At 47.4% G+C, this 24,631-nt stretch carries 22 protein-coding genes; 7 read left to right on the top strand and 15 right to left on the bottom strand.

Annotated features, from left to right (window positions below):
* Positions 1-31: 31 nt before the first annotated feature.
* From MHH25_RS12990 to MHH25_RS12970, 5 genes are all read right to left on the bottom strand, one after another.
* Positions 32-1,051, bottom strand: coding sequence for an alpha/beta hydrolase family protein (locus tag MHH25_RS12990; protein WP_340020155.1), 1,020 nt, complete (start codon positions 1,049-1,051; stop codon positions 32-34).
* Between the two features lie 191 nt (positions 1,052-1,242).
* Positions 1,243-3,489, bottom strand: coding sequence for an MMPL family transporter (locus MHH25_RS12985; protein ID WP_340020154.1), 2,247 nt, complete (start codon positions 3,487-3,489; stop codon positions 1,243-1,245).
* 108 nt (positions 3,490-3,597) lie between these two features.
* Positions 3,598-4,752 (bottom strand): type III polyketide synthase, encoded by a 1,155-nt coding sequence (locus MHH25_RS12980; protein WP_340020153.1) that lies wholly within the window; start codon positions 4,750-4,752, stop codon positions 3,598-3,600.
* Between the two features lie 233 nt (positions 4,753-4,985).
* The gene (locus tag MHH25_RS12975; RefSeq protein ID WP_036670635.1) at positions 4,986-5,606 is read right to left on the bottom strand and encodes a flavin reductase family protein; all 621 of its coding nucleotides are present in this window, start codon (positions 5,604-5,606) and stop codon (positions 4,986-4,988) included.
* 168 nt (positions 5,607-5,774) lie between these two features.
* Positions 5,775-6,773, bottom strand: coding sequence for an ABC transporter substrate-binding protein (locus tag MHH25_RS12970; protein ID WP_084650154.1), 999 nt, complete (start codon positions 6,771-6,773; stop codon positions 5,775-5,777).
* Positions 6,774-7,006: 233 nt separating this feature from the next.
* Here MHH25_RS12970 and MHH25_RS12965 point away from each other — a divergent pair, with 233 nt between their 5' ends.
* On the top strand, positions 7,007-7,369 hold the full coding sequence (locus tag MHH25_RS12965; RefSeq protein ID WP_340020152.1) for a hypothetical protein: 363 nt from the start codon (positions 7,007-7,009) through the stop codon (positions 7,367-7,369).
* The gene (locus tag MHH25_RS12960; protein WP_340020151.1) at positions 7,362-7,658 is read left to right on the top strand and encodes a hypothetical protein; all 297 of its coding nucleotides are present in this window, start codon (positions 7,362-7,364) and stop codon (positions 7,656-7,658) included. The genes MHH25_RS12965 and MHH25_RS12960 overlap by 8 nt, the downstream gene beginning before the upstream one ends.
* A gap of 137 nt (positions 7,659-7,795) precedes the next feature.
* On the opposite strand, the gene MHH25_RS12955 is transcribed toward MHH25_RS12960, so the two are convergent.
* Entirely contained in the window at positions 7,796-9,031 is a 1,236-nt protein-coding gene (locus tag MHH25_RS12955) for a multidrug effflux MFS transporter (protein WP_036670630.1), read from the bottom strand.
* A gap of 6 nt (positions 9,032-9,037) precedes the next feature.
* Positions 9,038-9,781 (bottom strand): GTP pyrophosphokinase family protein, encoded by a 744-nt coding sequence (locus MHH25_RS12950; protein WP_036608962.1) that lies wholly within the window; start codon positions 9,779-9,781, stop codon positions 9,038-9,040.
* Positions 9,782-10,026: 245 nt separating this feature from the next.
* Here MHH25_RS12950 and MHH25_RS12945 point away from each other — a divergent pair, with 245 nt between their 5' ends.
* Positions 10,027-10,905 carry a prolyl oligopeptidase family serine peptidase gene (locus MHH25_RS12945; protein ID WP_051449714.1) on the top strand — a complete coding sequence of 293 codons (879 nt, stop codon included), beginning with the start codon at positions 10,027-10,029 and terminating at the stop codon, positions 10,903-10,905.
* An 86-nt stretch (positions 10,906-10,991) separates the two neighbouring features.
* Entirely contained in the window at positions 10,992-11,708 is a 717-nt protein-coding gene (locus MHH25_RS12940) for a YoaK family protein (protein ID WP_340020150.1), read from the top strand.
* A gap of 127 nt (positions 11,709-11,835) precedes the next feature.
* Here MHH25_RS12940 and MHH25_RS12935 read toward each other — a convergent pair whose 3' ends face one another.
* Positions 11,836-12,732, bottom strand: a complete 897-nt coding sequence (locus MHH25_RS12935; protein WP_036608744.1) for a LysR family transcriptional regulator — start codon at positions 12,730-12,732, stop codon at positions 11,836-11,838.
* Positions 12,733-12,871: 139 nt separating this feature from the next.
* On the opposite strand from MHH25_RS12935, the gene MHH25_RS12930 reads away from it, so the two are divergent.
* The 3 genes from MHH25_RS12930 (at position 12,872) to MHH25_RS12920 (ending at position 16,228) form a co-directional block, all read left to right on the top strand.
* Positions 12,872-13,576, top strand: coding sequence for an O-methyltransferase (locus MHH25_RS12930; protein ID WP_091034944.1), 705 nt, complete (start codon positions 12,872-12,874; stop codon positions 13,574-13,576).
* 77 nt (positions 13,577-13,653) lie between these two features.
* Positions 13,654-14,964, top strand: a complete 1,311-nt coding sequence (locus MHH25_RS12925; RefSeq protein WP_340020149.1) for an MFS transporter — start codon at positions 13,654-13,656, stop codon at positions 14,962-14,964.
* Positions 14,965-15,112: 148 nt separating this feature from the next.
* Entirely contained in the window at positions 15,113-16,228 is a 1,116-nt protein-coding gene (locus MHH25_RS12920; protein WP_340020148.1) for an AbrB family transcriptional regulator, read from the top strand.
* Positions 16,229-16,356: 128 nt separating this feature from the next.
* On the opposite strand, the gene MHH25_RS12915 is transcribed toward MHH25_RS12920, so the two are convergent.
* The 7 genes from MHH25_RS12915 to MHH25_RS12885 all read right to left on the bottom strand — a co-directional run bounded on the left by MHH25_RS12915 (position 16,357) and on the right by MHH25_RS12885 (position 24,560).
* Positions 16,357-16,560 carry a hypothetical protein gene (locus MHH25_RS12915; RefSeq protein WP_017688872.1) on the bottom strand — a complete coding sequence of 68 codons (204 nt, stop codon included), beginning with the start codon at positions 16,558-16,560 and terminating at the stop codon, positions 16,357-16,359.
* A 76-nt stretch (positions 16,561-16,636) separates the two neighbouring features.
* Positions 16,637-16,900, bottom strand: coding sequence for a YkgJ family cysteine cluster protein (locus MHH25_RS12910; RefSeq protein ID WP_340020146.1), 264 nt, complete (start codon positions 16,898-16,900; stop codon positions 16,637-16,639).
* A 154-nt stretch (positions 16,901-17,054) separates the two neighbouring features.
* Complete coding sequence (locus MHH25_RS12905) at positions 17,055-17,903, bottom strand: chemotaxis protein (protein WP_340020145.1); 849 nt, start codon at positions 17,901-17,903, stop codon at positions 17,055-17,057.
* A gap of 225 nt (positions 17,904-18,128) precedes the next feature.
* On the bottom strand, positions 18,129-20,147 hold the full coding sequence (treP, locus tag MHH25_RS12900) for a PTS system trehalose-specific EIIBC component (RefSeq protein WP_340020144.1): 2,019 nt from the start codon (positions 20,145-20,147) through the stop codon (positions 18,129-18,131).
* A gap of 28 nt (positions 20,148-20,175) precedes the next feature.
* On the bottom strand, positions 20,176-21,897 hold the full coding sequence (treC, locus tag MHH25_RS12895) for an alpha,alpha-phosphotrehalase (RefSeq protein WP_340020143.1): 1,722 nt from the start codon (positions 21,895-21,897) through the stop codon (positions 20,176-20,178).
* 376 nt (positions 21,898-22,273) lie between these two features.
* On the bottom strand, positions 22,274-23,629 hold the full coding sequence (gene dctA / locus MHH25_RS12890; RefSeq protein ID WP_036670619.1) for a C4-dicarboxylate transporter DctA: 1,356 nt from the start codon (positions 23,627-23,629) through the stop codon (positions 22,274-22,276).
* A gap of 238 nt (positions 23,630-23,867) precedes the next feature.
* Positions 23,868-24,560, bottom strand: a complete 693-nt coding sequence (locus MHH25_RS12885; RefSeq protein WP_017688878.1) for a metal-dependent hydrolase — start codon at positions 24,558-24,560, stop codon at positions 23,868-23,870.
* Between the last annotated feature and the right edge of the window lie 71 nt (positions 24,561-24,631).

The following is a 24,631-nucleotide window of genomic DNA, read 5'->3' as shown; positions in this document are numbered from 1 at the left end:
TCAGAATTATATTAGTTGACGATCCTCAGTTTCACAGAACTTGGTCAAGCCAGTCATAAGCCTTCGCTCCGCTAATCTCATGTCCACCGGTAAAGAAATCCGCATCCAGTGATTCTGCTGCTCCCGCCTGCTCATATATGTGTGTCAAACGGGCATACGCCTCTCTCGCTGCATGGATTGGGAACACCTGATCATCACTTCCAGCTTCAATAAAAAGTGGCCTAGGCACAATCAGGCCGATAAGATCCGGCAACTCCGCTTCACGCAGGATACCTGGCACATAGTTGTCCAGACAATGGTTCCGATCCAATATGCTACCCTGGAATGTATTTGCATAACCGCTTACCACAGTTGCCCTGAACCGTTCATCCAACGCGGCTGTAAATGCGGTCACCAGCCCACCGCCCGAGATACCCATGCTTCCAATTCGCTCCAAATCCACTTCTGGCCGAGTCGATACATAATCCAATACACGTGTTGTTTCATACACCCTATGACCGGCGAGGGTCTTCCCCACCATGAGCAGATACGCAGCAATCTTCGTACAGGAGCTTACCCCTGGTGGCGCATCGCGGTCCTCTTCCAGTCTTCGATCACCAAATCCGAGCAACTCTGGAGCCGCAACCACATAACCACGCTTCACAAGAGCTACTGCAAAGTCCTTGTGTAATCCGGGCTCGCTTGTCCGTAGTGACCCATCCGGTTCCATACCCGATATCTCTCGGCTACCGTAGCCATGCCCATGACAAGCAACGATAGCAGGTCTCTTGTTTTCGGTAATGCTTCCATCACCCGGAATTAATAAATACACTGGCATGCGAAGTCCTGCATAGGTCGTGATTTCAATCCGCTCCCGAATATATCCGTCACATGTAATGCGCTCCAGTAAGACAGGATTCAGTGCGGCCGCCATCGTGGGAAAACCTCCCAGCCGTTCTTTCACACGTGTACGTAACTGACTGCGCCATAACTCCAGGGGTTGATCTGGATGATACGCGGAACGACCACGAAGATTCGTTTGTTGTTGTAGATAGGCTTCAATATCAGACATGGGCCTGTGTCCCTCCTGTTTTTCGTAGGATAACGTAGATAAAAGACTGTCATATGGAATTAATCCCATCCATTATAGAACATCTAGATCTCCCATGAATTGAACATGTTTGCCTGTTTTGAATGGAATCACATGATTTCTAGCCAAAAAAAGGATATCTCCAACCTGAAGACAGGTTACGGAAATACCCTTCATTTCATCTGACCTGGCAGCCACCAGTTCCACCTGCCCATTAATTTCATCAATGCAGGTACCAGTATTAGACGGATTAATGTAACGTCAATCAACACCGCTGCCGTGATTCCGATCCCTAACTGCCTCACACCTGCGACTTCAGCAAAAGCAAACGGCACGGTCACCGCAAGCAGAATTGCCGCTGCGGAGGTAACCAGACGGCCTGTAGAAGCCAATCCCTGTTGGACAGCCACATCACTGTCTCCGGTTCGTCTATACACTTCCTGGATACGGCTCAGCATAAACACACCATAATCCATGGATATGCCAAACACCAATCCTGCAATGAATACAGGAATCATAATGGCAATGGCTGACGGCTCCATACCTAGATGTCCTTCATTGAACACCCACACCAATATGCCAAATGAAGCGGCTAAGCTGAGCAGATTCATCAGAATTGCCTTGATTGGAATGAGCATCGATCGGAATGCCGCCAGTAACACAAGATAATTGGTGACCACTACAAATACCAGCACTTTGGGCAGTTGACTTGTGACTTCCTGCATTATTTCATACTGCTTGGCAGCTTCCCCACCATAACGTAGTTTTACGTTGTTGGAACCTGGTGCATGATCGCTATTCCTCATTCGTTCCAGCCAGTCTGCAACCTGTTCCGAACCAGGCTCCCCGTGCACGGTGGCTATCAATCGTATGGAATGGTCAGAGACCGTTGAACGCAGCCATGTCGTCCTGGTTGACTCCTTGCCTTCTATGGAAGGAGTTAGCGCCGACGGTGGAATTTGAAAAAGGCTCTGCGAGTCCGTTTGATTCGGCTGTAATAGGCCCCATGGTGAAACAATGCTCAATACGTCTGAGTCCTGCAGTAGTTGACGGGCTTTGTTGTGGGCCATCTGCCAGTGAGAGGAAGTCAACAGTTCCTGCTGTCCGCCAATCACAATCTCGATGGCGGAGGTATTCTTTTGCCCCAAATCATGTTGCAACTGCTCTGCTGCTTGGCGGGACTCCATTCTCTCTGGCAGTGAAGAGGCATCCGGGACGGACAATTCCAACCGGGTCACTGGATAAACACACAGGAGCAGCACAACCGTACCTCCAATGGTCATACTAACTGGTCGTTTCATGACCATCGATGACCATCGATGCCAGACTGAACCTCTAGGTAACGAATGAACTGACTTTCGCCTGAAGACCCGATCCGCAGACAGTGATAGCAGAGCTGGCAGCAGCGTAACATTTAACAGTAGCGATAGGAGCAGAACAATAATAGCCCCCAAGGAGACACTCAGAAACATCGGCAGTCTGATCCAGAGCAGACCCAGCAACCCAAGGAGCACGCAGGCTGCCGAGAATAACACCGCTCTGCCTGCTGTACGCAATGTTCGCTGAAGAATCTCGCTCCGCAAAACCTCGCTCTGCATATCCAGGCTACTGCCCGTAACATTAGCTTTGCCTTCATCTTCATAGGCCCGCTGGACTTCTTCCCTGTACCTGCTCAGGATGATCAGGGCAAAGTCTATACTCAGTGCCATACCCACCATGGGAATCACATTAATGATAAAGTTGGACAATTCCAGATGATAACCAAGGAGTGTCGTGACTCCCATAGCGGTAATCACAGCACTGATCCCCATCATGACAGCAATCAACGCGGCATATAGCCCCCTGAATGCAAAACACAAAACGATCAGGGCAATCGGCAGGCCCACCATCTCTGCCCGTTCCAGATCACGAAAGCTCAGATGATTGACATCCTGCTGCACGACTGCCTTTCCCGTCAATTGCACCGTACCTGGACCGTCTGTTGCCAGCACGGCGCGCAACTGCTCCAGTGGGGGACCCATCTGATGCGCGGGCACATCCATTTTCACAAGGGCATATGCCCTTTGGCCTTGCAGCGTCACTCTTTCGCTAGCATCCAGAGGGGACGTGATAGAGGTTACCGCAGACAACACTTGAACCTGTGTCAAACGATCCTTGATCCACTGCCGGAACTGTAACGGCGAGGTATTTTCCTTTTTCTCAAAAACCAGAATAATCGGATCAGCAGGAGATCCGAATTCGTCCTCCAGAACAAGTTCAACCGCTTGCGCATCCCCGTGAACCCGTTTTAATCCGTGATCCTGAACAATGTCAGGTAACTTCCACGCCCAGACCGCTGACATCCCGATGATAAATACCCAGCAGAGAATAATGAACCGAGGATATCGGCTGATGAAGGCAGCAAGTCTGCGATAACCCATACCTTAGCTCCTCTGCGATCAGATTAGTCATTCGATTATGTTCATCGGTAAGATCATAAGCACATTCATACACTTACGGTGTATATCTCCTTCACTCGGGTTCGCGAACTATTGAATGCCATGATTCACAGGTGTTCTGTTCGCAATGGGGGCAGGGATGTATGTAAAAGGAAGTAACTCTGCCGTCAGTCCCGGGCCAAAGGCCAGCGCTATCCCACTGGAATGCTCTTCCTTCTGTCTGTAATCCTCACGGATGGCTTGAAGAACAAAAAGAATCGTCACGGACGACAGGTTGCCATAATCCCGCAGGATGTTTCGGCTGTAGGAGACCTGCTCATCTGTCAACTGATACAGCTTCTGAACGGCATCCACGATGCCTCTGCCTCCCGGATGGATCGCCCATATTTCCGGTAAACCGCTCCCCTCCAGCAACCGTTCTACCTCTGGACCGAGATGCAAACCAAGCAGCTTCGGAATCTGTGGTGACAGGTAGAGATCAAAGCCTGTATTGCCCACTTCCCAGATCATTTCTTCTGCACAATCCGGGAGCAGCGTTGAGTGCCCTCGGCCTAGTCGAAAACATTCATTGCGGTCTGTTCCAGACGCACCAATAACACAGGCAGAGGCGCCGTCTCCGAAGAATGATGCTGCATACAGGTCGTCCCGTTTGGCAGATGGCTGAAAGTGAAGTGTACATAGTTCCACACACACGATGAGAACCGTAGCCTTCTGATCTGTAGTTACAATGGAATTCGCCAGTTGGATCGCCTTCAGACCGGCTGCACATCCTTGAAACACCAGTGGAATCCGGTTGATCTGCGGTGACAGTTCAAGCTGTTGGATCAGCCGAACATCAAGTCCGGGCAGGAATTGCCCCGTGCAACTCACCGTAATGAGATGTGTAAGTTCCGAGGAGGATATGTCTGCATCCTGAAGGGCCTGTTCGGCCGCTTCCAGACCAAGTGGAACAGCAGCAGCTTTGTATTTTGCCATACGCTCGGCTGTAGTCGGGACTTCCTCCACAGAAGTAAAGGGTAAATATCGGCAAGCCTCCACAGGCTCAAGCAGATTCGGTTCACATGTATAACGAGTCTCCACACCGCACTGATTAAAGATTCGCTTCGCCCATCTTCTCGCATCCGGCTCATGTTCCAGCGCCTGTGCGAGACGGGCAGACACATCCTTTTGCTCAATACGGTGGGCAGGCCACGCCGTTCCTATTCCCATAATACTTGCCCCAGTTGTTGCCTCAAGCTGGTTCATCGGCTTAACCTCCTATATCGTACGTGTTCAAAATTAGGCTTTTTAAACAACCTATATATAAAATAGGTTCATATGACATATGTGCAGGATATAGTACAAGTCTATTCACTACCTGTCCTGTTTATGTTCATATTAACAAGCAAAGGCGGACAACATATGCGAGTTTCGCACGTGCTGTCCGCCTTTGCTACCGGATTAAACCCATTCCTTATTACATGTTCGATCTGTCAAAACTATTCAGGTCGAATTATAGTAAATCTCTCCCCAAGTTTGGCATAATCATTACCCGCCAGTCGGCTGACTGGTTTCAAATGATCCATCAGGATATAGCCCTTGTCCGGATTGTAGACTTGTTCGCTGAAATGATACTGTACAATGCGTACCAGCAGCAGGTCACTCACCGGTTTGCCCTCATCATTCGTGATCGGAATGTGCTGATACAGCTCACACTCCATCCGGATGAGTGCTTCCTGAATTCCTGGCACAGCAACCTTGGTACTTGGCACTGTAGTCAGTTTTGTCCGCTCAAGCTCACTTTCGTGGGGTTCCAGTATGGCTGCTGTCTCATTCACTTCTGTTATGATTGCTTCATCACAGATATGCACGACCAGTTCTTGATGAGCAATCACATTACGTGCAGTATCTTTCATGATACCGTCTTTACGTGCAATAGATATGGATAACAGCGGTGGGTCCGAACTAACCACATTAAAGAAACTAAAAGGCGCTGCATTAATTACACCATTCTTATCTGAAAGTGTCGTCACAAAAGCAATTGGGCGTGGTACCACCGAACCACTCATCAGTTTATAGTTGTCTCTTCCCGTTATTTCACGTGGATCCAATGTATACATATGTAAATATCCCCTTCCATGCTCGTGTAACAAGTGTCAATTTCACTTCAGGACACGATAACACACTCATATTTATTATATATCGTAAAATGCTAAATTAACAAAAAAAACTCCCTGGTGCCCACTGCACCAAGGAGTTTGAACATGCCATTTCGTATTGGCTATTTCTTATTTAACGATGCTGTTCTGAATGTCTTCCATAATTTGAAGGTTCGCTTGAACTCCGCTGTACAACCAGCTACTGGACCGGGTGAATTCAAAGACATTACCTGTCTTTACAGCAGGAATGCTCTGCCATACGGCATCTTTCAGCGCTTCTGAGCCTGCTCCCTTGTCACTGTTCACCAGGAATAGATAGTCTGTGTCCATTTCCGCGATCTTCTCCAATGAAATCTCAGACCAGTTACCCGTTGCCTTCGCAGATGCTTCCTTCACAACATTAGGCTCTGCAAGTCCAAGTTCGTTGTACATCACTTCACCACTGGAAACATTGTTGCTTACAACATAAAACTTGTTATTGAACAACCACAACGCTGCGGCCGACTTTGTTCCTCCAGTAACAGCAGTTACTTTTTCTTTGATTTCCTTTGCCTTGGCATCATAATCGTCAAGCGCCTTCTGCGCTACATCCGATTTGTTCAGAAGCTCGCCGATCTTGAGCAGAGCCTGACGCGAGTCCTTGTTGACCTCATCTCCGAGTACATAAGTAGGGGCAATTTTGTTGTACTGTTCGTATTTCTCCCCTTCAACTGTACTTTCAGAACCCATAATAATCAGGTCTGGTGAGAAACTGGCCATGGCTTCAAAAGGTAGATCACTTGCAATACCAGGTATACCATTCAGATCGGTTTGCAGATAATCCTGCAAACCACTGCCGTTGTTGATGGCCCATTGTGCTGCTGGCTTAACACCGAGTGTAACAAGATGGTCTTCCAGATAAGACGCGATGATGCGCTCCGGATTTGCGGGAATTGTTACTTCGTGTCCCATTGCATCTGTTAATGTGCGCTCTGTAGCGGCTTCTGTTTGTGTCTCTGTCTCCGTTGTTGTCTCGCTCTCTCCTGCTGCTCCATTCTCTGCCGTTTTTGTTCCACACGCGACCAACCAGATGGACATAACCATCACCGTCATTAGAAGCATGATCATCTTTTTATTTCTCTTAAACACTTGATATATCCCCTTTCAATTCATTATAAAAACCTTATTCGGCGTTATTGTGACAGATTTCAATGTTCAAAAATATTGAAACTATTATTGATACATATAATATCCGTATGTACATTTGTCCGATTCCATTGACAATGATAATTGTTATCAGTTCAGTTGTCAATTCGATTATGTGGCGAGGCGATCATATAAAATCTTCTTGACGGCATTCACATATAGGCGGATGCCGCCATATGCTGAATGCAGAATACGACGACAGGAAGGATGTTCTGTACATGTATTACGAATATAACCCTTATCTAAGTTATGGAGAAGACCGTTCCTTTCAATTGCCTCCCCTGTTCCCAGGAGGTGGCGGTGGCGGCACACCGGGTGGTCCGACGTTTCCTGGTATCCCTGGCGGTCAAGGCGCCTATCCTCCATACATTCCAGGCGGAGGACCCGGTCCATATATCCCTGGAGGCATTCCAGGTACAATTCCGGGTACAGCACCGGGCGTACCTGCGCAACTGACTCAAGGCAACCTGCCCACCCTACTTAGTGCCTATCCTCGTCCGGTAGGTCAGCCTCCGGCAGAAATGCTTTTTTTTGTATAACCTGATCAAAAGCAGCCCGGGTCTGCTTCCGCTCTTCCTCCAGCAACAGCCGCAAAGCCTCACTCAAGCGGTTCAATTTGCACAGACTGGTGCAGCGGCACCTCGAGAGAACGAAGAACGTGCGCTGCCCAACTTTTGCTATAACCGGTGGTCCCTTGTCTTCACATACAATGATGTCTACCTGATGTGGCCTGCAATTAATCTGTTTGGTTTTGTGGTGGGGTACTTCTATCCATTCCTCACGCCAGGTATACTGTCCAATACACAGATTTTGTTTGCGCTCTGCTAAACCTGTCCTTACCTACAGCAAGAGCCCCACTTGGAAGCATAATTCCTTCCAAGTGAGGCTCTTTTTCGTCCTTTTATCCAGATGTACCTTTACATTACTAAGACTCCATAAACGCAAGGTGTACAGAATCAGTACATTTAACTCAACACTTGATCGTTCTGGCGCTTCCCGCCTCTACTGACCATTAGGAAGTAAATCACCAAGGCACCGAGATCAGCACACGCGATAACGATTCCCATTGGCACAGCTGTTCCTTCTCCTCCGAGACCTACGAGGGGAGCGACAATACCACCGAACAGGAACGTCATCACACCAATAAGCGCAGACGCACTGCCAGCCGATTTCTCCTGATTGGCCATCGCCAAAGCGAAGGACGCGGTATTGACCAACCCAACACTGGATACCACCAAAAATAGCGGAATCAGTACAGAGATTAGATTACCTCCAGCCAGAATGGCGATGAGCAATGAAGTTCCTCCGAGCGCCGCGGTTAGCAGCCCCGCGATTAACAGGCGAGTCTCTGATACCTTTCCTGCAAGTCTGCCGGCAATCTGACTGGCCAGAATAATGCCTAACCCGTTAATGGCGAAGCATACACTGAACATTTGCGGGGATACCCCGTATATTTTCTGAAGCACAAACGGTGAACCTGATATGTACGCAAACATGCCAGCAGCTACAAATCCTTGGGTTAACGCATAACCCATAAACTGACGATCCCCCGCGATTTGGCGAAACGTAAGTAATGTCTGCTTCAATCCTCCGCTTGATCTGCGATTGGAAGGCAATGTCTCTCCAAGACCGAAAATGACAGCCAACAGCGTCAGTATACCGATAAGGCTGAGCAAAATAAATACGCCGCGCCACGATGTATATGTCAACAATTGTCCACCAATGATTGGTGCAGCAATCGGGGCTACGCCGTTTATCAGCATTAACAGAGAGAAGAACCGTGTCAGTTCCGGGCCCGAATATACGTCTCTGACGATTGCGCGCGAGATGACAATCCCTGCCGCTCCAGCTACACCTTGAATGAACCGCAGCACAACAAAAGAGCCCATCGTCGGGCTAACCAGGCAAAGTATGGAGGCGATCGTATAGAGCACAAGCCCTGCAATGAGCGGTGTTCGCCGACCACGTACATCACTTAGAGGTCCGGCAAGCAACTGTCCAACCGCAAGTCCAATCATACACGCCGTCAGACTGAGTTGAGCATACGATGTAGATGAACCAAACTCATCAGCCAGCGTGGGCAATGCGGGTAAATACATATCCAGGGACAACGGCCCGAAGGCCGACAATGTCCCCAGAATTAAAGCCATCCGTACACGAGATGTGGAGTTTGTGTTCAATGAGGCTGGTGTACTTTTCATCAAATACTACTCCCCGCTACCCAGCAGTTTGAGCAGGTTGGACGGCAGTGTGAACTGTTGATTGTTAATAATAATACGGCGCAGTTCTTCTTCATCCCGCTCGTTATCGGCGTCCTTAATCTCCTGAATTTCCCGGTGAAGTCGCTCCATCTGTTGATCCAGCGCATTTGCCGAATCTGCCGCACTCTTTAACTCTCTCGTCAAATGCTCGGGAACATCCTTATTGTATTTATAAAAAATCTTATGCTCCAGACTCGCCCAGAAATCCATCGCGATTGTACGGATCTGGATCTCCACACATGCTCGTTCCTCACCATTGGACATGTACACAGGCACTTCCACCAGAAGGTGAAGGCTTTGGTAGCCGTTTGGCTTTGGATTCTCGATGTAGTCTTTGACCTCCAGTACACGCAGATCACTCTGGTTGCACAGCATATCCTTAATGCGATAGATATCCGAGATAAAGGAACATGTAATCCGTACCCCGGCGATATCCTTGATATTTTGCTTAATGCTCTCAAACGTTAACTCATGATTTTTGCGGAACATCTTGTTCATAATGCTCTCAGGAGATTTCAGTCTGGACTTTGTATGTTCAATTGGACTGTAATCATGCAAAGACTGGAATTCTTCCTTCAGGACTTCAATCTTGGTCTCCATTTGATCCAGAGCAAATTTATAGATCATCATAAATCTGGTAATTTCATATTTGAATTTCTTGAATTGATCGATTGGATGTGGAGCGTTCATCATGGCTTTCTCCCTTTCTTTCTGCACACTAAAATTAGTTTTATGAATATGAGGACAAGCGGTCAATCCACATGTCTCCTGAACCATTATAAATCATATGGAGCCAATAAACGAATTTCTCACATTTGGGCTGGTGATTCAGCCTGGAAGGTATGGGAACTTATTTTACGCGCATCCTATAGAAGCATCCCTGTCATTTGGCCTGTTATTATTAATAAAAGAGGTGGATTTTCCTGCTCTATCAAGTGACATATTCATCCGATACACTTCGGGTTAAAGCTTATTTATACCTGCCACAAGGTTGCTCATTACCTGATATCACGACATATGAAACTTCTCATCCCGGCTCTGTCTCCTCTGCCTATCCGGAACTCGCTTCCATACATAAGTCTCTACATTTGCAACCGCTCGCCAGCCATTATCCTGCTGCAACAATGCATGATACGGATAACATACCGGAACAGTGGCCAGTTCTGCTCTATTGTCGCGGCGGACTTGGCAGCTATGGCGGGGTAAATACCGTTTGGCTTGAGCAATTTGTACATAAAGGTTATATCGTGTTCGCCCCATCCTATCGTGGCAACGAAGGCGGTGAAGGTCGTGACGAGTATGGCGGAAAAGATGCCGAAGATGTGCATGCCGCTTACCGGTTGATACAGCGTTTACCCTTTGTTGACCCAACTCGCATATCGTTAATGGGGTTCTCCCGTGGAGCCATTAATGCTGTACATACCGCAACTGCCTATAATGAGGGACCGGACAAAGTACATAAGTTAGTTCTTTGGAGCGGTGTCTCCGATGTGGAACGCACTTACCATGAGCGAACCGACCTGAGGCGTACATTGAAACGGGTGCTAGGTGGTTCCCCACGCACGGTTCCAGAAGCTTATCTCGCCCGTTCTCCCTTGTCGAAAGCGAACAAACTATCTTGTCCCGTGCTAATCATGCATGGTACATCAGATACACAAGTGAATTATAGTCACGGAACCCGAATGTATCACTGGCTTAAGCGCCAAGGTGCGGATGTCACATTTCATGCTTATGGCGGGCAGGATCATCATTTTCACGAGAAAATACATCAGTCAGCGGTGAACAATATGTTTGATTGGCTCGCTGCACCTTAAATCTTGCGCGATGAATTTCATTTTGAAGATGCATGGGTTATGGCTGTATACTGGAGGAGCTACGTTTTTTTGAAAGGACGGATAGGATGAATCAAAACACCCTCCAAAAATACGCCATGTTGCTACTCTGCATGTCTGCCGGAATGGTGGACCTGATCGGATATCTGGGACTGGGGCATGTGCTCACAGCCAATATGACGGGAAATATTGTACTGCTCGGTATTGCCATTGCCCGTGCTCAGGAATTTGTCGTGCTGCGGTCATTGCTTGCTCTCATCGGTTTTATTGCCGGCAATGCCATTGCAGCACATATGGTTGGACCTGTGCAGACCAAAAATGGCTGGTCTTCTAAGGTCACAGCTGTATTTACTGTTGAAAGCATATTGCTCCTGCTGTTCGCGATCGCCATGATTAGTCCATTTTCAGAACAACTGTCCTATCTGTTAATTGTCATCCTAGCCGTTGCAATGGGGATGCAAACAACTGCGGCACGCCGCATTGGCATTGCTGGCATCTCAACAACCGTGCTCACCAATAATTTGGCCGCTGTGGTCGAGGATACCGTAAACATCCTCAAAAAGCTGCGACATGCCAATATCCGATCGTTAACCAAAGCCTTGTCCACAGACTCCTACCTTCGTGCAGGTGCTGTTGTCATCTATTTGATCGGCGTCATTGCAGCCGCATTGTTATTCCACCGTGTGCCCATGATTGCAGTCTGGATTCCTGTCCTGATCATTGGCGGCGTAACCCTATACGCCCGATTACATGCATGGGGAACTTCACAACAAAGCGAAAGTTAATAAAAGTTAATAGTAGAAGAAGTAACCTGTCCATGTTCAAGTGGCTGTTCAAAAGTCCGCTTTAGGATACTGAAAACTGGTCTTTTTGAACATGGACTTTAAGTTATTTTAAGTACAATCACGCTATTTATTTCATCAAAGCAGCTTCTTGGCGGATAAGCTTGACCAGATGCTGTGCAGCAGGTGATAATACCTCCCCGGCTCGTGTACATACGGCAACCGTATTTCTCAGCTGTACACCTCGAACAAATACACGCGCCAGCCTGCCTTGCTGCACATCTTCGTTCACAACCAAAGAAGATATAAAGTTGGCCCCATAACCTGCCTTCACCGCACTAATCGTTTCGTTCAGCCCGTTGAACTGAAGCGCAATGCGGGGAGCGGCCAGGTTATTTGTTGTGCAAAGGGAAACGAGTCGCTCACGCGTGGCACTGCCTTCTTCGCGCATGATGAACGGTTCTGCCATCATCTCATGCAGCTCGATTTCTTTGCCCGCATACGGATGGTCAGGGTGCACAACAAACCACATCTCATCGTCAAACAATTCATCCCATTGGACACCTGCATGTGTAATGCCACTTCCACCATACACTGCAATCTCTGCCTCATAACGAAGTAATTGGTCAAAAGCCATCCGGGTGTTGGTTGTGCTCACAACAATCTCCACATCCTCGTGCATTTGCTTAAACCGCGCAATCCAGCCCGGCAACAGAAAATTTGAAGGCAAGTAGGTTGCCGTAAGACGGATCAGTCCTTTCTTGCCCTCCCGAAAATCCTGCACAAAATTCTCGACATCCTGCTCCAGCATGAACAGACGTTCCGCATAACCTGTTAACTGTATCCCCGCATCCGTAAGCACCAGTCTTCTTCCCTCCGAAACAAAAAGCTGGATTCCCAATTCACGTTCAAACTTCTTCACCTGAGAAGATACCGCAGGTTGACTAATATTTAGTTCCTCTGCGGCACGAGTGACCCCGCCATATCTCACGATGGCATGAAATAATCGTAATCCATGCAGATTCATGTGTTACACCTCTTCCACGTCAAATACATAATCTAAATATATATTAACATACATAATATATATTTTATTTATGTATCAAATCCATTTATAGTTGAAATATGAAATCCAATACAAGGAACAAGGGAAGGAACATGTGAACATGAAAAATATAAATACGACCAACCTACAGCATACCTGGACTCAAGTCGACGACTACATGAACGATCTGCTGATTCCATCAGATTCCCTGCTGGAACATACACTGCAAAGCAATGCCGAAGCTGGACTCCCTGCTCATGACGTAACACCGAATCAAGGAAAGTTACTTCAGCTCCTGCTGCAAATCCAAGGTGCATCCCGTGTACTTGAAATCGGCACATTGGGTGGATACAGTACCATCTGGATGGCAAGAGCGCTGCCTGAACACGGACGCATCGTCTCACTGGAATCGGAATCACACCATGCAGACTTGGCCCGAGCCAATCTCACACGAGCAGGACTGATGCACAAGGTTGACCTGAGAGTTGGTCCTGCCCTTACCACCCTTCCCGATGTTCAGGAAGAATACAGGGAACCGTTTGATATGATCTTCATCGATGCTGACAAACCGAGTAATCCCGATTATCTGAGATGGGCCCTGCGACTGACTCGGCCGGGGAGTCTTATTATTGGTGATAATATCGTCAGAGACGGTGAAGTGATCCGCACAGACAGCACAGACCCTAGAGTTCAAGGCGTTCGATCATTCCTGCAGTTGATCGCGGATCACCCTCGACTTGAAGCTACAGCACTGCAAACGGTCGGTAGCAAAGGTTACGATGGATTCGTCATTGCTCGTGTGATTGATGCCCCTGAACCAAAATAAACAGTGGTCAATTCTTCCGCAAATTCCCCTTTCCTGTTAAACTGGAATCACTGCACAGGCAGACTGGGGGGAACCACTTGAGAGTTTTACAACATATTAATGATGAAATTCGCGGCTGGTCCCGCAATATTCAACTGTTTTTCCTGGCTAGCATTCTGTATCAGATCGGAAATGGCATGTTCTCTGTCTTGTACAATCTGTACATTCAGGGTCTGGGCTATAATGATACAATGAACGGCCAGATTGTAAGTATTCAATCACTCGCAACAGCCATTATGTTTGTTCCTATCGGTCTATGCGGTGATCTGTTCAGCCGCAAGCGATTACTCATTACCGGGGCGTTATTCAGCGGAATCTTTCTGATTGGACGCTCCTTCGATTATTCGGCTACAGGACTGATCTGGTTCGCGGTATTCTCTGGCCTTTTCGCTGGGGTGTTCCAAGTACTGGCCATTCCTTATCTGGCGGAAAACGTCAAGAAAAGCCAGCGGCTGAAGATGTTCAGTTATTATTCATCCCTTGTGCTCGCTTCCCAGGTGCTTGGTAGCCTGGGCGGCGGTGTATTCGCAGATTTGTTACATACGGCTGGACTCGCCAAAGTGACCGGATTGCAGACGGTTTTATTTGTCGGGGGTGCAGCAACACTGGCTGCATTTATTCCACTGTTATTTGTAACCGAAGGCAAGGCTGCTCCGCAGACAACCATTCCGGCGCAACCCGTTCTTCAACCCAATGCGGAGCTAAAAGAAAGTTCAACGAATACCCCAAGCACGGTGGATTCGATCACGAAGAAAAAAGATTCCCGACTGATTGGTCAGTTTATAGTGACTCAGTTGTTAATTGGATTAGGTTCTGGACTGGTTGTACCGTATCTGAATCTGTATTTCACCAATCGGTTCTCGGTTTCTCTGAGCGGCATGAGCTTACTGATTGCACTTGGTCAGATTATGACTATTGTATCCATGCTGATTGGTCCTACCTTGGCGGCAAAGGTCGGAAGCGTAAGAGCTGTTGTCATTTTCCAGGTCATGTCGCTGCCCTTCCTTCTATTAACAGGCTTCACCAATCTGTTGTTCATCGCTTCGCTCAGTTTCTTATTCAGACAAGCATTGATGAACGCAGCCAATCCCATTCATTCAGCCATACTGGTGGATCGGATCTCTGACAAACGCCGCGGCATTGCCAATTCACTAATGCAGACCTCGTTCATGATTGGTTGGGCGACCATGGGACCCGTTCAATCCTATCTGGTCACCACGTACGGAACGTATTGGGGTTATGCGATCACTTTCAGCATCACAGGCTGTCTATACGTTATTTCATCACTGATGTACTTTGTAATGTTCAGAGAACCCAAACCTTCCGCTACGGCTCTTGCAGGATCTTAATGAGTTGAACAGTAGCAGTCTGGTTGTTCCGCAGATAACGCAACGTATCTCATCATCAGGAGTGATCACACATGAACATGAATCCTTCATTAAACCTGAATGCATACCTGAATCTCATACCACCTCATTCAACCGGTAGGCTAAACGGATGGAACTGATGCGCAAGCTTGGTTCCCACGTTGTCTTTCGGTTTTTTCTTAGTCTGGGTGTCTCTGTTCTTGGCGGATTGCTGTTCACAATCATTCATACACCGATCCCGTGGTTGCTCGGGCCAATGGTATTTATGCTGCTTGGCTCCCAAGTCGCCAAATGGCCGCTCATGTGGCCTGCCTCCATTCGGGACTATGGCATTCTGATTGTTGGTTATTCGATTGGACTCACCTTAACTAAAGAGGCACTGCACGGCATTTTGCAACAACTTCCCATGATGCTTCTGATGACGTTGCTGTTAATCGGATTGTGTGTAATTACGGCCTACATCGCTTCAAAGGTAACCGACTTTGATTTCCCCTCCCTACTGGTGGGCAGCATTCCAGGAGGACTATCCCAGATGGTGTCCCTTGCAGAAGAGATGAAATCCATCAACTTGACGCTAGTTACCTTTTTGCAGGTGACCCGGCTGATCATGATTGTCTTCTGTGTTCCGTTCCTGCTGTTCAGTCCGTGGATTGGAGGTACCGCAGGTGGAGGTTTGGATCATCCGTTCATTGACGTAGGGACGTGGGGTTCCCTTTTCCCGGAGATTCTTGTCTATGCTCCGCTCTGTGTAGCGGGTGCATGGGTTGCACGCAAACTCCAATTTCCGACGGCCTTTATGCTGGGTCCCATGATTGTCATGTGTGTCGTTCAATTAAGTACATCGATGCACACACCCAGTCTGCCAACCTCCCTCTTAAACGTATCGCAATTGATGATTGGCAGTCACGTTGGATTGATGCTCAAGCCGGAACAGTTGCAACGCAAGACACAGACAGTCACGCTAGCGGTGATGAGTAGTGTACTGCTCATTGTTGGTGCGCTTGGATTGAGTTATCTGTTAATGAATGTGTTCTCCCTCTCCGCGGCAACCTCACTACTCAGTATGGCCCCTGGCGGGATGGATCAGATGAGTATCATGGCACATGAAGTGAATGCCGATCTTTCGGTTGTATCCGGGTATCAATTGTTCCGCATCCTGTTTATCTTTTTCATCGTCTCTTCCGTACTGAAGATGATTCTTGTACATATGTTAAAAGAAAAGAAAGCAGAGCCCTCACTTCAATGATCATATTTTGTCTGATCCCATGCCAAAGAGAGTATCCATTTGTTTCCACATCCTGCGGATACTCTCTTTTATTTGTACAGACTTAACTTCAGCATTTGGCTTCATTCAATTTTAAGCATAATGACTACTTATGAATAAATTCGGTTGTACATCCAGCCTACAATGCCCACCGTAACCACTGTTGCCCCAATAATAAATGCATAATAGCCAATCTTACTTTTGGACTCCGAAGTCTGATGGTCATAATAATCCGAGTTACGTCGGTAAAACCCCATCCATAACTCTCCGATCATATTCACTACAACCAATACAAAACGTTTAACAAGCCCCATGGATTCGCGTCTCCTCTCCCTAATCAACCTTCTTCCCTATTAAGTATAATTATCCCAATTCATTAAAACAACCTACTCATATTACCTTTGGTGCAGTTTCTTGCTCCAACCAGGTTAGAATATCAAATGCTTCCTGATCGGTGTTACCACATATCTCTTCCTCAGCTTGCAATCCACTGCATACCGCAGGACGATCTTTTTGGCCAAAAATTCCGCAGCGATTATCATCCGTAAGCTGCACACAACGTACACCTGCCGGCTTGCCATGAGCCATGCCCGGTATCGGTGATGATATGGAGATCACGATACAACATGCGGCACAGCCTGTCCTGCATTCCATACATATTCCCTCCTAAATTCAATACACTTACAATACGTGTTCAAAAAGATCGGTTTTCAGTACCAAGAAGATGGGATGAATTCCATCTTCGATACTGATGATGCCATAAGGCATCCTTCGTAATCAAAAGCGGACGTTTTGAACTACCTCTTAATTATGAGCGATTTATCCAGGTCCAGGTTCGAGCCAGCCCCTGAGCAATTCTCCGATTCATGCTTCGATTGGAAAAATACCCCCCATGACTTAGCGGATTCCAACTCATAGCCACGCCGCCAGAGTTCACTTCAATATCTTCTTTGACCGTTTTCTCATAAGCGGGATCAATGGGGCGTAATGGATAACCCAGAATATCATCCCGATCGTAGAAGTTCACCCATTCCCCTTCCAGCCCGGCATAATACTGATTCACATGGGAAGAGGGCACCTGAATTGGGCAACTAAAGTCATGGTAACGCAAACTCCATAAGGGCAGGGTTGTACCAAACGAGTAAAAATTGGTCAGCGTGTCCCCCCGCTCCAGAGCCGAGTTCACATCCACAACCTCAGGAACACGACTGGACGGATATTGCAGATCGTAGAAGAAGTTACTGGCGATTACGGCACCCAAACTGTGGGCAACCACACAGAGCGGAGCTTCCGGTCCATTACGCTGTGCAAGAGTATGCATCGCCTGATTCAACGTTCGATGTACGGCATCATAGTTATGGCCTTGATTTTCCACCGGTTGATAAGCAACCGCATCAGCCAGGTAATGGATGACAAATCGGCGCAACGCCTGAAAGTTCAATCCCGGAGAGCTGACGAGCTGTTGAAAGAGCGCCTCTTCCCGCTCCTCAAATACATCCGCCCAATATACAGGTTCGATATCGAGCATCTGTTTAGAGGCTCCAGGCAAGACCATCACCTTGTCCAATTCCTTATGCAAACAAGCAATCAGCTTGTCCGCGTACCCATCCTTCCGCATACCCAGCCCATGAATGACCATCACCGCAATACGTGTCATGGCTCTCCTCCTCATCGATCTAGGAACTCTTTCTCCACCATATGAACGCCACGACTCGAACATGCCTGAAGCTTGCTTTGTCAGAAGAACCTTTCCAACCACCATTATTTTAAAAATGTGATTCTTCCATTTTATATACAGTTTACCATGATCGTCATGAAAATAACGACCATACAGCAAAAAGGAGCTGCGCATCATGCAGCCCCTTCTTGTTGTTGTATTCAATTAACCTTTCAGATGAACCTTCAACACACCATTTTGATTAGATGTAACATCACCTGTCGTGACTTCCACCCGTTCAACCATATCTTGACCATCTGGAATGATAATCGGTGTAATCAGCGGATATCCCGCATCTTCAATTACCTTACGATCAAACTCCAACAGCTTTTGTCCAGCTTTTACATGCTCGCCAGCTTCCACATGCATGTTGAAGCCTTCACCTTTGAGGGATACCGTATTAATCCCGACATGAATCAGAACTTGTAATCCACTCGCGTGTTCAAGAATCACCGCATGTTTACTTTTGATCACATGAGCTACCTGAGCATCAAACGGGGCAACAACCAGGTTGCCGGAAGGTTCAATCGCTACACCTTCACCCATCTGTTTCTCGGCAAAAGCCGGATCAGGTACTTGCTCCAGTGATACGGCCTGGCCTGTTAATGGCGCCATGATTTCCAGTGTATTCACGCCTTCGTCCCCTACTTGAGCTGCACTACGTGTGAGCTGGTTTGGATCTGTTTTTGCAGTTGAAGAGGTAACACCCGAAGCAGACTGCGATGTAGCCGCTTTAGGCTCATTAACGGTTTCATTGCTTGCACTACGATCTTCTTTTCTCAGTTTGGCTCTGCCAAAAAGGACCGTCAGTACAAATGGTACAACCAGGACAATCGCCATGCCGATGAAGAAGACACCCCATTTGTTAGGGAAAATCGACAGGAATCCCGGCACGCCACCTACACCGATGGAGGTTGCCTGAACATTATTCATCGTCAGCAGCACACCACCAATCGCGGAACCGATCATACCAAAGATAAACGGATAACGGTAACGAATGTTAACACCAAAGATCGCCGGCTCGGTTACCCCGAGGAAGGCCGATACCGAGGACGTTGCCGCAAGTCCTCTCATTTTCTTTTCACGCAGGACAAGCATCATCGCAAGTGCCGCTGAACCTTGTGCAATATTGGACAATGCCAGCATCGGCCATAGGAACGTACCGCCCTGACTACCAATGAGCTGAACATCTACCGCGAGGAACGTGTGATGCATACCGGTGATAACAAGCAAAGCGTATAGACCACCGTAGATCAGACCACCCAGCGCCGCGTATGAATCGTAAACATAGATCAGGCCGGAAGTAATTGCATTTGCAATAGCAAATGTAACTGGTCCAATGATCGTAAATGCCAGGAATCCGGTAATCAGCAACGTGACTGGTGCAACGACCAGCAGTTTAATTGAATCATGTACCCTTTTATTCAGGAAAATCTCCATCTTCGCAAGCAGATACGCCGATACCAGTACCGGTAGAACCTGCCCTTGATAACCGATCTTCTCAATCTCCCAACCGAACAGATTCCATGTTGGCACCGTGCCATTATTAACGGCATCAGCGTAACCATATGCACTCAGCAGATCGGGATGTACCAGAATGAGACCAAGCACGATCCCGAGCAGCGGACTGCCGCCGAACCTTTTTACAGCTGCCCAACCAATTAGCGCCGGCAGGAACGTGAAGGCTGTACTTGCAATCGTATTAATAATGGACGCAAGATCCTTCCAGGCTGGATAAACATCCACCAGTGATTTTCCATCAAAGAAAATGCCTGGACCTGTCAGAATATTGTTAATTCCGAGCAAAAGACCTGCCGTAATGATTGCAGGCAAGATCGGAATGAAAATATCCGAGAGTGTTTTAATCGCTCGCTGGATTGGATTTTGCTTTTTACCAGCCACCGCCTTCACATCATCCTTGGAAGAACGATCTCCCCCAGTAATCTGAATCATCTCATCATAGACTTTATCCACCAGGCCAGGCCCAATAACGACCTGGAATTGTCCTTGGGAAGAGAACTGTCCTTTAACCAGATCATTCTGATCCAGACTTTCAGTATCCACTTTACTCTCATCGTACAAGGCAAACCGGAGTCGTGTAACACAGTGCGTAGCAGCTTCAATATTCTCTTTGCCACCGACAGCCCGGACGATCTCCTCAACCTGTTTTTTATCGATTGCCATAGTGTCACTTCCTATTTATAAAATGTGATTAGTCCTGTTGTGGCACAAGCCACATATAGGATGCATACGGACTGAGAGAGATTTCCTGCGTCAGCACAGGGGCTGCCTCCGTATTTCCTATGAGTAACTCTGCTGATTTGCTTGCAATGTGATCATTCCAGACTGCTTCCGGAAGCGAGAACGTAACGTCTCGTTTACTGAAGTTGGATACAACAATCAGGGTTTCACTTCCATTGGTCCGTGCGTACGCAAATACATCCGGGTGTGCATCGTCCAATCGTTCATACAGACCGTCGATCAGCACGTTAACCTGTTTACGCAGGGCAATCAATTTGCGGTAGTGGTAGTAGATCGAATCTGGATCAGCCAGCTGCTGTTCCACGTGTATGGAAGGATACCGCTCATCCACCTTCAGCCAAGGTGTTCCGGTAGTAAATCCGGCGTTCTTACTTCCATTCCACTGCATCGGTGTGCGGGAGTTGTCCCGGGAACGCTCTTTTACAATGTTGAAAGCTTCTTCAGCGGATTTACCTCGTTCTTCCTGAAGCAGACGGTACATGTTCGTTGATTCGATATCGCGGAACTCGCTAACGTCATTCCAGACCGGATTCGGCATGCCGATCTCTTCTCCCTGGTAGACATAAGGTGTACCTTGCATGCCGTGTATCGTTGTTGCAAGCATCTTCGCACTCTCGGCACGATAGTCACCATCATCGGCAAATCTGGACAGTGCCCGAGGCTGATCATGGTTATTAAGGAACAGCGCGTTCCAGCCACCACCAGCTTGCATGCCTGTCTGCCACTCACTAAAGAGTTGCTTCATCGCTTCGAAATCATACGGCATCAGTTCCCACTTCTGACCATTCGGATAATCCACTTTCAGGTGATGGAAGTTAAACGTCATCGAAAACTCCCGGGAAGCCGGGTTCGAATATTGGATACAATGTTCCAGTGTTGTGGAGGACATTTCCCCTACGGTCACCATGTTGTAAGGCCCGAATACTTCATCGTACATCTCGGTGATGTACTCATGCACACGCGGTCCATCCGTGTAATATTTGCGTCCATCACCCGGTGACACGCTACCATCATCATCAGGGAACCGCTGGTCTTTGGAGATCAGGTTGATCACGTCCATACGGAAACCATCCACACCTTTTTCGGCCCAGAATTTGATCATATCCCGTACAGCTTTGCGTACTTCTTCATTCTCCCAATTGAGATCTGCCTGCGTTTTATCAAATAAAGTCAGGAAATATTGTCCCGTCTGTTCATCGAACTGCCAAGCAGGCCCACCGAACTTGGATTGCCAGTTGTTTGGCACACCGCCATCCGGAGCAGGATCTTTCCAAATATAATAATCCCGATACGGATTATCCTTGGAAGAACGGGATTGCTGGAACCACTCATGATCGGTCGAGGAGTGATTCACCACGATATCAATCATCAGTTTCATATCACGAGCCTTCAGACCTTTCAGCAATTCGTCAAAATCCTCCATCGTTCCATAATCCGTATTAATCCGATAATAGTCCGCTACGTCATACCCATTATCATGCTGCGGAGATACATATACCGGCTGCAACCACACAATATCGATACCCAGATGCTGCAAATAATCAAGCTTCACGGTTAATCCACGAATATCTCCAGTACCCGATCCGGTTGTATCATTAAAACTCTTCGGATATACCTGATACACCGTTGATGTCTTCCACCAAGATGACGGAGTTGTGTTATTAGAACTCATGTTAACGCCTCCAATAAATTGTAATGCTCTTATGTGATGTTCTCGGCTAACTTCATATCTATATTACATAAGTAAACATGTATATACAAGTTGAAACTATAATATGTATATTCTCCGCCTCTTCTACACATTCCCCATAAATCTTTCCTCTGTAACATTTATTTTGGAACCTGCGTTCGTGAACCCAATGATATCTGTATTGAGACAACAAGAAACCGTCTGTTCTTCCCACCATTGGTGCGGGCAACAGACGGTCTAATTTGGTTGAACTTGGTTGAACTTTTTAAATGTATTCTACTGTTTTTTACTGTTGTAATGGATTGTTATTATAAAGTTGCTGTCACTTGACTTCATCACCACAGCGGAGACACGCCTCTTACGACATCTCTGGTGAAACAACGGCTTTCCCTTGTTTTTCCTGCATATTCAACTTCAATAAAGATAGTGCAGCTTGCTCTTCCCTTTCCAGTTCAGCGGCACTGATCTCACCAGAGAGTACGGCACGCATTCGCTTTTGATCCAGCAGACCTTCCCATTTTGCCACCACAAATGCTGCGACACAGTTGCCCATCAAGTTGGTGAATACACGCATTGTATCCATGAATCGATCTGCACCAAGCAGCAGAGCAACCGCTGCTACCGGAAAAGCATTGACAGCCACTGCCGTTGCGGACAGGGCCAAGAATGCGGAGCCAGGTACTCCTGCCATGCCTTTGGAACTTAACATCAACACCAGCAAAATCGTAATCTGCTGCATCAATGTCAGTTCAATCCCTACGGCCTGAGCAACAAAAACCGTTGCCAAGGATAAATAGATCGAAGCGCCATCCAGATTAAACGAGTACCCCGTCGGCACTACAAGACCCACAACCGCACGATCACAACCCGCCTTGGTTAGTTTGTCCATCATGCGTGGCATCACCACTTCTGATGATCCGGTTCCAATCGCCAGCATCACTTCAGAACGGGTATATTTCACAAATTGCAGGAAATTTAGCCCGGTAATCCACCAGGCAGCCAATGCCAACATGACCAAAAACAGCAGTGCTGCGCCGTAACAGGCCAGAATTAGCAGACCAAAGGACGACAATGTGGAAGCCCCATAAGCACCTACCGTGTAAGCCATGGCTCCAAATGCACCAATTGGTGCGAGTTTCATGATATAACCGATGATACGAAACACAATGCCGAGCAAGTTCTCAATCAGCGTCAGTACATTCTCTTTTGCCTTACTCTCTGTTGCTGCCAGGGCAACCCCGAACAGGCATGCCACGAGCAATACTTGCAGAAGTGCATTTTGTGCAAAGGCATCTACAACACTTGTCGGAATAATATTCATGATAAAGTCTACCGTATGCGGTAACTCGGAACCATTGGTTTTTGCTTCAATGCCGCTTGCATCTATGGTTGAAGGGTCCACGTTCATTCCGGCACCGGGGCGAAGCAGATTGGCTGTTCCCAATCCAAGTACCAGTGCCACTGTAGTTGCAATCTCGAACCACACGATGGCTTTCAGCCCGATGCGACCTACCGACTTCAGATCACCGATCTTGGCAATACCTGTTACAATCACCATGAAAATCAGTGGTGCGATGATCATCTTGATCAATTTGATGAAACCTGTTCCGAGCGGTTGCAGCAGGCTACCCAGATCCGGCCACAGGATGCCTACGCCAATCCCGATGATTACCGCTACAATAATTTGAAAAAATAATGATTTCATAAATGACATGAACGCTCCCCCTGTTTGCGGTCAATTCGGATTTCCGTTTGGTTTCCGTGTAACTTTTTATATCATTCCGAAACGGAGTTCAACAATGGAATTTCAATGTTTTTGTCATTTGTACCAACTCTATCGGTGAAAATTGAACCTGGAACCGAAAAAAGACGAATATCGCGTCAGTTATCTTGACGTGATATTCGTCTTTATCCATAAATCCATTTATTATTGAACAGGGGTTAAATGTGCATCACAGGGTAATCGATTCTCCCGGGGCCAGCACACGTCCTTCCAACCCTTTTGCAGCCAGCTGCTGCACAAAGTGTTCCGCATCCTGACGAATTACCGGGAACGTATCATAATGGACCGGAATCGTCAGTTTGGCATTAAACCATTCGGCCGCTTGCAGCGCATCCTCAGGTCCCATGGTGAAATGTCCACCAATCGGCAAGAAAGCTACATCAATATCATGACGATCACCGATCATTTTCATATCCCCGAAGAGACTTGTGTCTCCGGCATGCAAAATTGTTTTACCACCAATATTAATGATATATCCAGCAGGCAAACCTGCGTACATGATCCGTTGTTCTTCTTCCAGCACAATCCCGGAAGTATGGAACGCCTGAATCATTTTAGCTTGAGCAAAATCAAGATCTACCGTTCCGCCCATGTTCATGCCGAGTGTATCCAGGCCTTTCCAAGACATATATGTAGCCAATTCCACAATAGCCACAACTTTGGCGTTATTTGCTTTGGCAATAGGTTCAGCATCGAGGATGTGATCCATATGTGCATGTGTCAGCAACACAACATCGGTCTTAATATCTTCAGGCTTTGTGACGGCAAGCTCGTTGCCACGCAGGAAGGGATCAATGATCAGAGACTTTTCTTCTGTGCCCAGCTGTACACTGGAGTGACCGTGGAACGTAATATTCAACAACTTGGATTCCTCCCGACATATGTTTTGATTATTTTGAAAACCACTATTTATTATAAATCATAGCTCTTCAC

Source organism: Paenibacillus sp. FSL H3-0457, assembly GCF_037981725.1.
Classification (GTDB): Bacteria; Bacillota; Bacilli; order Paenibacillales; family Paenibacillaceae; genus Paenibacillus; species Paenibacillus amylolyticus.
The sequence above is the reverse complement of the archived record's forward strand: the minus strand, read 5'-3'. Positions and strand labels throughout refer to the sequence as shown.

What these genes read in the sequence shown, in the direction of transcription:
- MHH25_RS12985 (WP_340020154.1), bottom strand. Translation starts at nt 3,489, where the DNA reads ATGGGTTATCGCAGACTTGCTGCCTTCATCAGCCGATATCCTCGGTTC.
- MHH25_RS12950 (WP_036608962.1), bottom strand. Translation starts at nt 9,781, where the DNA reads ATGAACGCTCCACATCCAATCGATCAATTCAAGAAATTCAAATATGAA.
- MHH25_RS12910 (WP_340020146.1), bottom strand. Translation starts at nt 16,900, where the DNA reads ATGGAATGCAGGACAGGCTGTGCCGCATGTTGTATCGTGATCTCCATA.
- MHH25_RS12930 (WP_091034944.1), top strand. Translation starts at nt 12,872, where the DNA reads ATGAAAAATATAAATACGACCAACCTACAGCATACCTGGACTCAAGTC.
- MHH25_RS12975 (WP_036670635.1), bottom strand. Translation starts at nt 5,606, where the DNA reads ATGTATACATTGGATCCACGTGAAATAACGGGAAGAGACAACTATAAA.
- MHH25_RS12905 (WP_340020145.1), bottom strand. Translation starts at nt 17,903, where the DNA reads ATGACACGTATTGCGGTGATGGTCATTCATGGGCTGGGTATGCGGAAG.
- MHH25_RS12980 (WP_340020153.1), bottom strand. Translation starts at nt 4,752, where the DNA reads ATGAACCAGCTTGAGGCAACAACTGGGGCAAGTATTATGGGAATAGGA.
- treC (WP_340020143.1), bottom strand. Translation starts at nt 21,897, where the DNA reads ATGAGTTCTAATAACACAACTCCGTCATCTTGGTGGAAGACATCAACG.
- dctA (WP_036670619.1), bottom strand. Translation starts at nt 23,629, where the DNA reads ATGTCATTTATGAAATCATTATTTTTTCAAATTATTGTAGCGGTAATC.
- MHH25_RS12940 (WP_340020150.1), top strand. Translation starts at nt 10,992, where the DNA reads ATGAATCAAAACACCCTCCAAAAATACGCCATGTTGCTACTCTGCATG.
- MHH25_RS12920 (WP_340020148.1), top strand. Translation starts at nt 15,113, where the DNA reads ATGGAACTGATGCGCAAGCTTGGTTCCCACGTTGTCTTTCGGTTTTTT.
- MHH25_RS12955 (WP_036670630.1), bottom strand. Translation starts at nt 9,031, where the DNA reads ATGAAAAGTACACCAGCCTCATTGAACACAAACTCCACATCTCGTGTA.
- MHH25_RS12990 (WP_340020155.1), bottom strand. Translation starts at nt 1,051, where the DNA reads ATGTCTGATATTGAAGCCTATCTACAACAACAAACGAATCTTCGTGGT.
- MHH25_RS12965 (WP_340020152.1), top strand. Translation starts at nt 7,007, where the DNA reads ATGCTGAATGCAGAATACGACGACAGGAAGGATGTTCTGTACATGTAT.
- MHH25_RS12915 (WP_017688872.1), bottom strand. Translation starts at nt 16,560, where the DNA reads ATGGGGCTTGTTAAACGTTTTGTATTGGTTGTAGTGAATATGATCGGA.
- MHH25_RS12935 (WP_036608744.1), bottom strand. Translation starts at nt 12,732, where the DNA reads ATGAATCTGCATGGATTACGATTATTTCATGCCATCGTGAGATATGGC.
- treP (WP_340020144.1), bottom strand. Translation starts at nt 20,147, where the DNA reads ATGGCAATCGATAAAAAACAGGTTGAGGAGATCGTCCGGGCTGTCGGT.